This is a genomic window from Yoonia maritima, assembly GCF_003003285.1.
GTDB classification, from domain to species: Bacteria; Pseudomonadota; Alphaproteobacteria; order Rhodobacterales; family Rhodobacteraceae; genus Yoonia; species Yoonia maritima.
In genome coordinates this window covers 33,399-46,067 of the sequence record NZ_PVTP01000015.1, presented here as the reverse complement: position 1 = coordinate 46,067, position 12,669 = coordinate 33,399, and the positions used below count along the sequence as shown (strand labels likewise).

The window sequence follows — 12,669 nt, the reverse complement described above, 5'->3', positions numbered from 1 at the left end:
TCAGGCGATCCACTGCAACGTTATTGCTTGCATATAGAGTAAATGATGAACAGTTTGCGGCGCATGAAAGCTCAGGAACCTAGTTTGACAGGTAAATTGCTGATCGCCATGCCTGCTATGGATGATCCAAGATTTGCCCATAGCGTGATCTATATGTGCGCCCATTCCGAAGATGGGGGCATGGGATTAATCGTGAACAAGCCTCAAACCGAGGTGCAGTTTTCTGATTTGCTTGATCAGTTGGAGATCGAAAAGGCATCTGGGGTGCGCGATATTCGCGTGCATTTTGGGGGGCCGGTCGATCAATCGCGCGGGTTTGTCCTGCATTCCAGCGATTACAAAGCTGCAGTGGGTACGCTAAATGTTGCGCAAGATATCTCAATGAGCGCGACATTAGACGTGATCGAAGACATCGCCAAAGGTACTGGCCCCGACACATCGTTGCTGGCGCTTGGTTATGCAGGCTGGGGACCCGGGCAGCTAGAGTCCGAAATCGCGCATAATGGTTGGCTGACCTGCGAAGCGCGCAGCGATATTGTCTTTGGTCGTGCAAACGAACACAAATGGACCGCAGCGCTAAAGCATATGGGAATTGATCCCATATTGCTTTCTGATACCGCTGGCCGGGCTTAGCTATCGTTAGCGATAAGTGCCTGCACAATGGCAATAGCGCTGTCACTTGACCAGTCTGCCTCGCCCTGCATACGCGCAATTTCTTTTCCTTGACGATCCAGCAAAATCGTAACCGGTAGCCCAAGCACGCCCATGCTGCGCGCTAGTCTTTGGCGAGGATCGGTATATTTTGGCAAATTGTCGACTTCAATTTCAGCTAAGAACCGATCAATGGCCGGTGCAGGGTTGCGGCCTGTTGCGATCGTGACGACTTGCATGTCATCGCCGCCCATCTGTTCTTGGAGCGAAGCAAGATGCGGCATCTCTAATCGGCACGGGGCGCACCAAGTGGCCCAGAAGTTTAGGACAACATACTGCCCTTGATACGCAGCGAGCGTCATTTCACGGCCGTCCTCGGCCAGAAATGGAACGTCAGGAGCAGCTATCGCGGTTTCATGAAAGGTTAACTTGCGCATGTCACCTTCGCGCAGGGCTTCAATCATTGTGGTGTCGGCGGTGGCAGTATTTGCAACAACAGCTAGGGCCGTATAAAGCAGGGCTGACATTAACTTCCGCATAGGCTTTTTCCTCATGACCAAGACCGCAAACTCGATGTGGGGCGGGCGTTTCGCCGCCGGACCAGACGCGATTATGGAGGCGATTAACGCTTCAATCGGGTATGACCGCCGCCTCGCGCCGCAAGACATCACAGGTTCGCTTGCCCATGCAACCATGTTGGCTGCCAAAGGCATAATCAGTGATACCGACGCCGCGGCGATTAAGGAAGGTCTGGTCACCGTATTGTCAGAGATTGAAACAGGAAAGTTTGAATTCTCGGCTGCGTTGGAAGACATTCACATGAATGTGGAATCGCGTTTGAAAGAATTGGTTGGCGAACCAGCTGGCCGCTTGCACACGGCCCGGTCGCGTAACGATCAGGTTGCCGTCGATTTCCGCCTTTGGGTCCGTGATCAATGTGACCAAGCGGACGAAGCACTGGCTGCCCTACAAAATGCGCTGCTTGGTCAGGCCGAAGCAGGCGCAGACTGGGTCATGCCCGGCTTTACCCACCTGCAAACTGCGCAGCCTGTGACTTGGGGCCATCACATGTTGGCCTACGTGGAAATGTTCGCACGTGACCGTTCGCGTTTTGCAGATGCACGCAAGCGTATGAACACATCGCCTTTGGGTGCGGCGGCGCTGGCTGGAACATCATTCCCGATTGATCGTGAGATGACAGCAAAAGAATTGGGATTTGATCGTCCGATGTCCAACTCTCTGGACGCCGTTTCTGACCGTGACTTTGCGCTCGAATTCCTTGCCGCAAGCAGCATTTGTGCGATGCACCTTTCACGCATGGCCGAAGAGCTGGTGATCTGGTCGTCTGCACAGTTCCGCTTTGTGAAGATGTCCGACAAATGGTCAACTGGGTCTTCCATCATGCCACAGAAACGCAACCCCGACGCCGCAGAACTGATCCGCGCTAAGATCGGCCGCATCTTTGGTGCCAACGTTGCGTTGATGACAGTGATGAAAGGGCTTCCGCTAACCTATTCCAAGGATATGCAGGAAGACAAAGAACAAACCTTTGACGCCGCAGACAACCTGATGCTGGCGCTTGCTGCGATGACAGGCATGGTTTCCGATATGACCGCGAACCGCGAAAGCCTCAAAGCGGCGGCTTCCAGCGGATTTTCGACTGCAACTGATCTGGCGGATTGGCTGGTGCGCGAACTTGGGCTACCGTTCCGTGACGCGCACCATGTGACCGGATCGCTTGTTGCTATGGCCGAAGGTAAGGGCTGTGACCTGCCAGACCTGACGCTTGAGGACATGCAGTCAGTTCATGCTGGTATCCGCGCCGATGTTTTTGATGTGCTTGGGGTTGAAAACTCCGTCGCCTCGCGAATGAGCTTTGGCGGCACAGCCCCAGAGCAGGTTCGCGCGCAGGTCGCGCATTGGAAAGAGGTACTTGGATGAAACGAATTGCTTTGATTCTGTCGGTTGGCGCGCTTGCCAGTTGTGGCGCCGATGGCGCGCCATGGCGGCCCGCTGCAAACGTTGGGCTTAGCGTTGGTACTGGGGGCGTAAGCACCAGCACCAGCGTCGGCGCAACCAATGGTGCCGTCAGTGTTGGGGCTAGTTTCTAATGCGTCCGGTTTATCTAGTTTTGGCCATTTGGGGCGCGGTACATCCGATGTACTTTTTCATTCAGTGGTTTCAGATCGAAGGCTGGAGCCTTACAGGGCTGGTCGATGGTTGGCGCGCGAACTTGGCGTCAACTGGTCTGACTTGGGATGTAACGATTGCTGCAATCGTACTGATCATTTGGATTTTATCCGAGGTGGCAAAGACGCGTAACTTAAGAAGTTTGTGGGCGATCGCCGCTACGATTTGTATCGGCGTGAGCTGTGGCTTGCCGCTTTATCTCTATCTGCGCGACCGGGTCGTTTTTTCACGCGACGCCCATACAGTTCGCACGCTGTAACCGCGAAACAAGGGTTGGTCTTTGCCCTTGATCTGATATGTCCAAGACTGATTTTGGACAAGGAAGACAAGTTTGGATCACTTTCTGTATCGTGATGGCGCGTTATTCGCCGAAGATGTACCCGTAGCTGATATCGCAGCTGCGGTTGGCACCCCGTTTTATGTCTACTCCACGGCGACGCTGAAACGTCACTTTACGCTCTTTGACGAAGCACTTTCATGGGGTGACCACCTCGTTTGCTTCGCGATGAAGTCCCTGTCGAACCAAGCCGTTCTTAAGGTCCTTGCTGACCTTGGGGCTGGCATGGATGTTGTATCCGTAGGTGAATACATGCGCGCCAAAGCTGCTGGCGTTCCCGGCGACCGCATCGTGTTTTCGGGTGTCGGGAAAACCGCAGACGAAATGCGCGTGGCGCTCGAAGGCGGTATTCGCCAGTTCAACGTCGAAAGCGAACCCGAGATGGCGATGCTTGACTCTGTTGCGCAGTCGCTAGGAAAAGTCGCGCCAATCACCGTGCGGGTGAACCCAGACGTCGACGCCAAAACGCATGCCAAAATCGCGACCGGCAAATCCGAAAACAAGTTCGGCATCCCGATTTCGCGCGCGCGCGAGGTCTATGCGATGGCTGCAAAAATGCAGGGCCTTAAGGTCATTGGGATCGATGTGCACATTGGGTCACAGCTAACCGAACTTGCCCCGTTTGAGGCGGCCTATAAAAAAGTCGCTGAACTGACAGAACAGTTGCGCGCTGATGGTCATGAAATAAGCCGCCTCGATTTGGGTGGCGGTCTTGGTATTCCTTATACTCGCTCGAATGAGGCACCTCCGCTACCCACCGAATACGGTGCGATGGTTCAGCGAACTGTTGGTCACTTAGGCTGCGAGATTGAGATTGAACCGGGCCGTTTGATTTCAGGGAATGCTGGGATTCTGGTTTCCAAAGTCATTTACGTGAAATCCGGTGAAGATCGCGAATTCCTGATCATTGACGGCGCTATGAACGATCTGATCCGTCCCGCGATGTACGAGGCATGGCACGATATCATCCCTGTCGTTGAACCTGCACCGGGTGAAGAGCCTGCGAAATACGATATCGTTGGCCCAATCTGCGAAAGCGGCGATACCTTTGCTAAGGCGCGCGAAATGCCCGCTGTCGGCCCCGATGATTTGATCGCGTTCCGATCTGCTGGTGCCTATGGTGCCGTGATGGCGTCCGAATATAACTCACGTCCCCTAATCCCAGAGGTTTTGGTCGATGGGGATCAATTTGCAGTTATCCGTAAGCGCCCGACCTATGAAGAAATGATTGCGCGCGATACACTACCCCCATGGCTAAAGTAGCCGAAGTAACAGGAGAGGCCCGCTGAAGGACCAGTCCGAGCAATTGCGTCACCTGCGCTGGCCTATCACGCTCACGCGTTTGGGCATGATCGCAGAACAAACCGTGCGGGCATTTTGGCCGCTTTGGACGGTGCTGTTGTTGATTCTGACGCCTTTGATGATGGGGTGGCACGAACAGCTCCCGCTCGAGGCATTCTGGGCTGGTGTCGTCGTTGCCGCGATTGCAACCTTTGCTGCGCTGATTTGGGGGCTGCGTTGGTTCCGCATTCCCAAAAGGGCAGAGGCCGTCGCGCGTGTTGATGCCGCTATGCCGGGCCGCCCCATTGCGGCCATTGCTGATACCCAGGCCATTGGCGCAAGTGATCCAGCTTCGCAAGCTGTTTGGAATGCGCATATCGCACGCATGGCTGAACGCACCAAGTCAGCCCATGCGATTGAGCCGAACCTGCGGCTGACGGATCGCGATCCATTTGGGCTGCGGTTTATAGCATTGCTGTTCTTCGTGGTTGCTTTGTTGTTTGGGTCGCTTTTGCGGGTCACGACGGTTGGCGACATGGTGGCTGGCAGCGATCCAAGCCTTGTCACCGGTCCGGTATGGGAGGGCTGGGTCGAACCCCCTGCGTATACTGGCAAGCCTGCGATTTATCTGAATGATATCCCAGCCGGGGATTTGGCCGTACCCGAAGGTAGCCAAGTGACCCTGCGCCTTTATGGCGAAGTCGGCGCGCTGACGGTTGCAGAAACCATTTCAGGGCGCACAGGCGAAGTGGGCGCTGCATCTGATGCGCAACAGCAGTTCGATGTGGCGCAATCTGGCACGCTGTCTGTCGAGGGCGAAAACGGCATTGCTTGGGACATCACCGCAATCACCGATGCCCCGCCAGAGGTCGAGCTAACCGGCCCGATCGAATCTGATGCTATGGGCGAGCTTTCCCAACCGTTTATGGCGCTCGACGATTATGGCGTCGAAAGCGGCACTGCGACGATTGCCTTGGACTTGACTGCGGTAACCCGCGAATACGGTCTGACCATCGACCCTGATCCGATCGAACCCTTGGTGTTGGACTTGCCGATGCCATTCACTGGGGACCGGACTGATTTCGAAGAATTCCTGATTGAGAACCTGAGCGAGCATCCTTTGGCCAACTTGCCAGTAACGATGCAGTTGCAGGTGGTTGACGCAGCTGGGCTAAGTACTGACGCCCCGGCGGAACCAATGATCCTGCCCGGGCGGCGTTTCTTTCAGCCATTTGCCAAAGCAGTGATCGAACAGCGCCGTGACCTGATGTGGTCCAAAGCGAACGTGCGTCGCGTGGACCAAGTGCTACGTGCGCTATCCAACCGTCCAGAAGACCTCTCAATCGAAGAGGCACCTTATCTGCGGCTTCGCACGATTATCCGCCAATTGGACCGGATGGCCGAATTCGGCATGAACGACGAAGGTCAGGCCGAGATTGTCGATGCGCTTTGGGAATTGGCGGTGCAGCTTGAAGACGGACGTTTGGCCGATGCGCGCAAGCGGCTTGAGCGCGCCCAAGAGCGTCTAGCAGAGGCGATGCGCAATGGCGCGTCCGATGAAGAAATCGCCGAGCTGATGCAGGAATTGCGCGAAGCAACCAATGATTACATGCGCATGTTGGCAGAAGAGATGGAACCAAGCGATGGGACCGATCAGGCTGACAACAGTGGGAACTCGACTGAACTGTCGATGGATGAACTTCAGGCGCTGATGGATCGTATCGAAGAGCTCATGCAAGAGGGTCGCATGGCCGAAGCGCAAGAGCTGATGGAACAGCTGAACGAGATGATGGAAAACCTGCGCATCACCCAAGGCGAAGGGGGCAACGGACCGCAGACGCCCGGGCAACAGTCCATGCAGGATCTTGCTGAAACGCTGCGTGACCAACAAGACTTGTCTGATGACGCATTTCGCGACCTGCAAGAACAGTTCAATCCCGGCCAGCAAGGCGAACAATCAGATCAACCCGGCGATCAAGGTGAACAAGGTCAAGAAAGCGGACAATCTGGCGAAGAGCCGGGCGATCAAGGCCAAAACGGTAAACAACCTGGCCCTGATGGGCAACAGGGACAAGGTGAAAACCCGGGTGAGGGTGGCCAAGGCGGGCAGCAAGGCGAAGATGGTTCAGGCGGCGCGGGCGATCAACGCACCCTTGCGGAACGTCAACAGGCCTTGCGCGATGAACTTCAACGGCAACGTGATGGGCTGCCTAACCTTGATGGCAGCGCTGGCGACGTTGCGCGCCGGTCGCTCGACCGTGCCGAAGGCGCAATGGAAGGCGCAGAGGACGCCTTGCGTAATGGCGACCTAGCAGAAGCAATCGACCGCCAAGCTGAAGCAATGGATGCGTTGCGGAACGGGATGCGTGAACTTGAGCAGGCGCTGGCCGAAAACGGTAATACTGACCCGGGACAAGGCACTGAACAGGGCGATGCAGGTGGGCGTCCGGTACCCGGCGCACGTGATCCGCTTGGGCGTCAGGTTGGAAACGCTGGCCCTTCTGGCACTGACCAAGAGCTGCTTGGTGGTGTCGATATCAATCGTCGCGCCGAAGAGTTACTGGACGAAATCCGCCGCAGATCAGGCGACCAAAACCGTCCAGAGATCGAGCGCGACTATCTGCGCCGCTTGCTCGATCAGTTTTAACTAGGATTTATTCCGGTGGTGCGGTGGGTGCCGACGGTGGCGCTGTATCAACTGCGGGTGCAGTGGCATCTTCGGCACCTGTAAACCCTTCGATAAGCCCACGCGCGTTCTGGAACTGATCGTTCAGCCAAAGCCGGGTGTTGTCGACGATTTCCACATAAGATTCCATCGGGTCAGCCAGCTGTGGCAGCTGGTCGATAATTTTGTCTGCGAAAAAATACGGTGCGATCAAAATTGCGAGCAGCAGCAGCATTAAGGTAAATCCGCGACGGAACCCGCGACGTTGTGCAACCTCTTGTTGCTCTACCTCGGTCAGGTTTGAGCCGTCACCATTCTGCGACCTCGCGCGTAGCTGTTCGTTGATCTCGTCGATGCTTGGCACCGATCGCATGTTTGCAGCTGCCGCAACAGCACCGGTTGCGGCCGCGGCGACTGTCGCTGGTGTTGTTGTGTCTTCAGCAGCCATCATCGATATGCGGCGGCGGGTCTCATCTTTGTTGATCGTTTCTGCAGGACGAGTAAGCGCGGGTTCGCGTATATCTTGTTGTGCAGGGGCGTCGGGCGTTGGTGTTGGGGCAAGCCCACCGGTGTTTTCGCGCGCGGCCTCTTGGCGCAAAATATCAGCGATAGAAGAATCCAACGGTTTGCGCTTTGTGATTGCTGCTTCAACATCTGACGCAGGGCTTGAAACAGGGGCCGGCGGCGGCGTTGGTACAACTGTGCTGGCTGCTGGCGGGGTCTGTTCTGTCTGGAACCACGTGTGAGAGCAGCTCGAACATTGAACATCGCGCCCACCTTCTGGGATCGCATCGCTAGCGATATCATACTGAGCATTACATTTAGGGCAAATCAGCCGCATTTTTATATTGTCCTTCTGCCCGACACAAAATTATTAAAAACCACTAAACCTGCATCAATCTACCAACCATAGCATCAAACGCAAAGCTTTTGCATGATTGTGATTTCAGCGGTCATTGTAACCGTGCGCTGATTTAGGCAATACATGCGCGTGACGCAAAGGAAAAACCGTGATTGAATTGGATAACGTGTCATATGGCCATAACGGCACGGCACTTTTTTCTCAACTATCCCTGACACTTGCGCCCGGATCGTTCCAGTTTTTAACCGGACCGTCGGGAGCAGGAAAGACGACATTGTTGCGCTTGTGCTACGCTGATTTGCGCGCACAAAAGGGCAAGACGCGGTTGTTTGGGCAGGATGCCTCAACCCTAGATCGTGACGGGGTGGCAATGTCCCGCCGACGGATTGGCGTGGTCCATCAAGATTGCCAGTTCATCGATCATCTGAGCGTAGCCGAAAACATCGCGCTGCCGCTGACCGTTGCGGGGCGCGTGTCAGAGGCTGCGGGAAATTTGAAAGAATTACTATCGTGGGTGGGCCTAGGTCCGCAATCTGGGCGGCTTCCTCCGGAACTTTCGGGCGGAGAGCGCCAGCGCGCAGCCCTTGCTCGGGCGGTGATCATGTCGCCTGACGTCATCATCGCGGATGAGCCAACGGGGAATGTTGATTGGGAAATGTCGCAGCGGTTACTTTCGTTGTTGGTTGAACTGAACCGCATGGGTAAAACAGTGCTGATCGCAACCCATGATCTGAACATCATCAGATCACTAAAGTCAGATGTTGATGCGCGCGTTTTGCGGTTGAAAGACGGGCAGCTGACCACAGCGGGGTCAGTCTTATGAAAGGGTTGTTGGACCTAATCGTCGGTGATCCGCAGGCCGACCGTGTTGTGCCCCCAACAGGTGTCACGGCGCGGCTAACCATCTTTGTGTCTGCTGTCATGGCATTTTTGGCGATTATTGCGCTTGCGTTGTCGCTGTCGACTGGGCGCGTTGCTGACCGCTGGGCCGAAGAATTGGCGCAAGCGGCGACACTGCGTTTGCCAGCTGACCCTGAACAGGCCGATGCGCAATTGGCTAAGGCGTTGGAAATTCTAGAAACAACACCCGGTGTAGCAAGCACGCGCGCGCTTACGAATGAAGAACAGCAAGCATTGTTAGAGCCTTGGTTCGGTACAGACTTGCCGCTCGATACGCTTCCTATTCCGCAATTGGTCGAGATTATCGCAGATGAACCTGCCTATGATCCCGAAGGCTTGCAGGCGCGTTTGACGGCTGAAATTCCCGGTGTTGTTCTTGATGATCATGCAACTTGGCGGGACCCGCTGTTGGCTGCAGCCGGGCGTGTCCGTCTTATTGGCTGGGCGGTTATCCTACTTATTGGTGCCAGCGTTGCCGCGATGATCACGCTTGCGGCGCATGCGTCGCTTGCTGCGAATGCGCAGGTGGTCCGTGTGCTGCGGCTTGTCGGGGCGCGCGATGTTTACATCGCGCGTGCTTTTGTACGACGTTATACGCTTCGTGCTGGATTGGGGGCGATTGCAGGCGTTGTGTTGGCGCTGATTGTATTGCAAATTTTGCCAGACGGTGGCGGTTTCTTTGCTGAGGTCGGATTTGATGGCGCAGGGTGGATCTGGCCGTTAATGATACCACTATTGGCAGCGATCGTTGCATTTTTCGCGACACGCGCGGCAGCAATTGCAAGGTTGAGGGAACAAACATGAGTTATGCAATCCAGTGGCTGCGGTCGCTGATTTTCGTGGGCCAAATGTATGTCGCGATGTTGGTCGTGGGCGTTCTATATTTGCCTGCAGCGATTGTATCGCGGCACGGCGCAATTGCTGCATGTCATGCATACGTCCGTTACGTGCGTTGGTCTGCTGGATGGATGATCGGGCTTAAGTGGGAAATCCGTGGTGAACCGCCAACCGACGAAGTTATGGTTGCTGCAAAACATCAGTCTTTCATGGATGTTTTGGCAATTTACGGGGCTATCCCGCGCGGCAAATTCATTATGAAAGCAATCCTTAAATATGCGCCGATCATCGGTCAGTTTGGTTTGCGTATCGGATGCATCCCGGTGAACCGTGGCAAACGTGGTGCGGCAATCAAAACAATGTTGGCCGATGTGAAGGCGGGGCGCGCATTGCCCGGTCAACTTATCATCTATCCCCAAGGCACGCGCATCGCGCCGGGGGTAAAAGCGAAATATAAAATCGGAACGGGTCTGTTGTATCGCGAATTGGGTCAACCTGTTGTACCCGTGGCGACAAATGCGGGTCTATACTGGCCGAAACGTGGCATCTATCGTACTCCGGGAACCGTCATTTTTGAATTTCTTCCTCGGATCGAAACCGGCATGGAGGTACCCGAATTCATGCACCAGCTAGAAACCGATATTGAAGATGCATGTGATCGACTGAACGCAGAGGCCGGGTTTCATGGATAGCTACACAGTCACAGATGTTGCTGCTCTTGAGGAAATTTACGGCAAGCCGGGCAAGGCGTCATTGATCAAGGTCGCCGATCACCTTACTCCGCTTTATCGTAAATGGATTATGGCATCGCGGCTTTGCATCATGTCGACCGTCGGGCCAGAAGGCGCAGATGGCAGTCCGCGCGGTGATGATGGTCCAGTTGTGCAAGAACTCGACCCGAAAACGCTGCTGTTGCCTGATTGGCGCGGCAACAACCGTATGGATACCCTGCGTAACATCGTCCAAGATGGGCGGATCAGCTTGATGTTTTTTGTACCCGGTTCAAACAATGTAATCCGGGTGAATGGCACTGCAATTGTCACACTTGATCCCGAACTGTTAGGGCGGTTTGATCAACGCGGCAAACAACCCCGCAGCATCACGGTCATCACCATTGCCGAGGTATACAGCCAATGTGCGCGTGCACTTATGCGCGCCGGTGTCTGGAAGTCCGGCGACGAAAGTGCGGACCTACCAACGGTCGGAGAAATGCTTGCTGAGCAAGAAGCAGGGTTTGACGGCGCTGAATATGACGCAGCTTGGGGTGCGCGGGCCCAAAAGACTATGTGGTAGATTGCGACCAACGCAGGGGTAAATTGCTATGCTTGCCCAGCCCATACCGCAGGCAAAGCCCGATGACGGCGATACTAATCACCAACCAAATCACACCCCACATCATCGTTGTACCGCCGAATTCTTCGGCCAGCATATGGGCATCTGAACGAAGCTGTGACCGCAAAATTGTGTCGCTGATAATGTCGTATGGTACATAAAACATGCTGCTTAGGCCGATTACGCGCAGCGCCAAATCGTTCACCGCATGTCCGAATTTCCACGCAAGCAGCAGCATGCTACTGCCCATCGCAACCGTGAACACAACTGCGAACGGGGTGCGGATATACAGCAAGGTGATAAGCAACATGGCGCAGCCCAGTCCGGCCATGATCAGGCGATCGACGTTTGTGCGCATGGCGGCGATCAGTAGGCCGATGCCAATCAAAAGCGACCCCAAATAGCCAGCCGTCAGTGACATAAAGCGATTTCCACCGCGGCTCCAAACGGCACCACCTTGATTTTGGTCGATGGAGAAATCCAAAATGTCGCCACCCGTCAAAAGGATAGCGATTGCATGAGACATCTCATGCAAGAAAACGATCAGGATTTTGAGAGGTATGAGGGCGGGTGTCCGCCATAGCGCGAAAACTATGACGGTGAGAATGATCAGTTGCCAGTGCCCTTGAACAAAGGCGCGCATCGGCGATTAAGCAGCCAAACCTTTTGAACCCAGTTTGAGATATTTGCTACGGCGATCAGCACGCAGCTTTTCGGGGCTTTTCCCATCCAGCTCGGCCAGCAGTGTTTTCAATTTTGCGCCTACAGCTTCAATAGCCTTTTGCGCGTCGCGGTGTGCACCACCCTTGGGTTCAGGGATGATCGTGTCACAAACACCCAGTTCGTTCAGGTCTTTGGACGTAAGGCGCAGGGCCTCGGCTGCTTCACGCATCTTTCCGCCATCTTTCCACAGAATTGACGCGCAACCTTCTGGGCTGATCACCGAATAAATCGAATTTTCGAGCATAACGACACGGTTCGCCGTCGCAAATGCAACCGCACCGCCAGAACCGCCTTCGCCAATCACAACACTGATCAGCGGAACGCCAAGCTCAAGACATTTCTCAGTCGAACGCGCGATTGCCTCGGATTGACCACGTTCTTCGGCACCTTTGCCGGGGTAGGCGCCGGGGGTGTCGACCAGCGTGATCACTGGAATGCCGAACCGATCAGCAAGGTTCATCAGGCGGATCGCCTTACGGTACCCTTCTGGGCGGGCCATGCCAAAGTTACGCTCAATCCGGGATTTTGTATCGTTACCCTTTTCATGGCCGATAACCATGACGGGTTTACCGTCTAGTCGCGCGATACCACCCATGATGGCATGGTCGTCAGCAAAATTCCGGTCACCGGCCAGTGGTGTATATTCCGTGAAAAGTGCGTCGATATAATCTTTGCAATGCGGGCGTTCTGGGTGGCGGGCCACCAGACATTTACGCCAAGGGCTAAGGTCCGCATAAAGCGACACAAGAAGGTCAGCTGCTTTTTTATCAAGTGCGGTTGCTTCTTTTTCGACATCCATTTCTGGATTGTCCCGGGCCATGGCGCGCAGTTCTTCTGCTTTGCCTTCAATTTCGGCCAGAGGTTTTTCGAAATCGAGATACTGTGTCATTG

The 12,669-nt window shown here is 55.0% G+C and carries 14 protein-coding genes; 10 read left to right on the top strand and 4 right to left on the bottom strand.

The features are described 5' to 3' along the window. The first annotated feature begins 63 nt into the window (after positions 1-63). The gene (locus CLV80_RS17025; RefSeq protein WP_106359184.1) at positions 64-633 is read left to right on the top strand and encodes a YqgE/AlgH family protein; all 570 of its coding nucleotides are present in this window, start codon (positions 64-66) and stop codon (positions 631-633) included. On the opposite strand, the gene CLV80_RS17020 is transcribed toward CLV80_RS17025, so the two are convergent. Beyond that, on the bottom strand, positions 630-1,190 hold the full coding sequence (locus tag CLV80_RS17020) for a TlpA family protein disulfide reductase (RefSeq protein ID WP_106359142.1): 561 nt from the start codon (positions 1,188-1,190) through the stop codon (positions 630-632). The two genes, CLV80_RS17025 and CLV80_RS17020, sit on opposite strands and share 4 nt — an antisense overlap. A 13-nt stretch (positions 1,191-1,203) precedes the next feature. On the opposite strand from CLV80_RS17020, the gene argH reads away from it, so the two are divergent. From argH to CLV80_RS17000, 5 genes are all read left to right on the top strand, one after another. Beyond that, positions 1,204-2,592, top strand: coding sequence for an argininosuccinate lyase (gene argH / locus CLV80_RS17015; RefSeq protein WP_106359141.1), 1,389 nt, complete (start codon positions 1,204-1,206; stop codon positions 2,590-2,592). After that, positions 2,589-2,762, top strand: a complete 174-nt coding sequence (locus CLV80_RS18520) for a hypothetical protein (RefSeq protein WP_165793412.1) — start codon at positions 2,589-2,591, stop codon at positions 2,760-2,762. Before argH ends, CLV80_RS18520 begins: the two co-directional genes overlap by 4 nt. After that, positions 2,762-3,100 carry a DUF2834 domain-containing protein gene (locus tag CLV80_RS17010; RefSeq protein ID WP_106359140.1) on the top strand — a complete coding sequence of 113 codons (339 nt, stop codon included), beginning with the start codon at positions 2,762-2,764 and terminating at the stop codon, positions 3,098-3,100. Before CLV80_RS18520 ends, CLV80_RS17010 begins: the two co-directional genes overlap by 1 nt. A gap of 72 nt (positions 3,101-3,172) precedes the next feature. Then, positions 3,173-4,441, top strand: a complete 1,269-nt coding sequence (gene lysA / locus CLV80_RS17005; protein ID WP_106359139.1) for a diaminopimelate decarboxylase — start codon at positions 3,173-3,175, stop codon at positions 4,439-4,441. Between the two features lie 43 nt (positions 4,442-4,484). Then, on the top strand, positions 4,485-7,106 hold the full coding sequence (locus CLV80_RS17000) for a TIGR02302 family protein (protein WP_311135537.1): 2,622 nt from the start codon (positions 4,485-4,487) through the stop codon (positions 7,104-7,106). 7 nt (positions 7,107-7,113) lie between these two features. Here CLV80_RS17000 and CLV80_RS16995 read toward each other — a convergent pair whose 3' ends face one another. Next, complete coding sequence (locus CLV80_RS16995; RefSeq protein WP_106359138.1) at positions 7,114-7,965, bottom strand: zinc-ribbon domain-containing protein; 852 nt, start codon at positions 7,963-7,965, stop codon at positions 7,114-7,116. Positions 7,966-8,134: 169 nt separating this feature from the next. Between CLV80_RS16995 and CLV80_RS16990 the strand changes: the two genes are divergently transcribed. From CLV80_RS16990 to CLV80_RS16975, 4 genes are read left to right on the top strand one after another with little or no spacing between them, the layout of a single operon-like run. Further along, entirely contained in the window at positions 8,135-8,809 is a 675-nt protein-coding gene (locus tag CLV80_RS16990; protein WP_106359137.1) for a cell division ATP-binding protein FtsE, read from the top strand. Beyond that, positions 8,806-9,690 (top strand): cell division protein FtsX, encoded by an 885-nt coding sequence (locus tag CLV80_RS16985; protein WP_106359136.1) that lies wholly within the window; start codon positions 8,806-8,808, stop codon positions 9,688-9,690. The genes CLV80_RS16990 and CLV80_RS16985 overlap by 4 nt, the downstream gene beginning before the upstream one ends. Then, positions 9,687-10,415: a lysophospholipid acyltransferase family protein gene (locus tag CLV80_RS16980; RefSeq protein ID WP_106359135.1), complete on the top strand. Its 729-nt coding sequence runs from the start codon at positions 9,687-9,689 to the stop codon at positions 10,413-10,415. The genes CLV80_RS16985 and CLV80_RS16980 overlap by 4 nt, the downstream gene beginning before the upstream one ends. Continuing rightward, positions 10,408-11,016, top strand: coding sequence for a pyridoxamine 5'-phosphate oxidase family protein (locus CLV80_RS16975; protein ID WP_106359134.1), 609 nt, complete (start codon positions 10,408-10,410; stop codon positions 11,014-11,016). The genes CLV80_RS16980 and CLV80_RS16975 overlap by 8 nt, the downstream gene beginning before the upstream one ends. On the opposite strand, the gene CLV80_RS16970 is transcribed toward CLV80_RS16975, so the two are convergent. Continuing rightward, positions 11,006-11,698 (bottom strand): M50 family metallopeptidase, encoded by a 693-nt coding sequence (locus CLV80_RS16970; RefSeq protein ID WP_106359133.1) that lies wholly within the window; start codon positions 11,696-11,698, stop codon positions 11,006-11,008. The genes CLV80_RS16975 and CLV80_RS16970 overlap by 11 nt on opposite strands. A gap of 6 nt (positions 11,699-11,704) precedes the next feature. Beyond that, positions 11,705-12,667 (bottom strand): acetyl-CoA carboxylase carboxyltransferase subunit alpha, encoded by a 963-nt coding sequence (locus CLV80_RS16965; protein ID WP_106359132.1) that lies wholly within the window; start codon positions 12,665-12,667, stop codon positions 11,705-11,707. Positions 12,668-12,669: the final 2 nt, after the last annotated feature.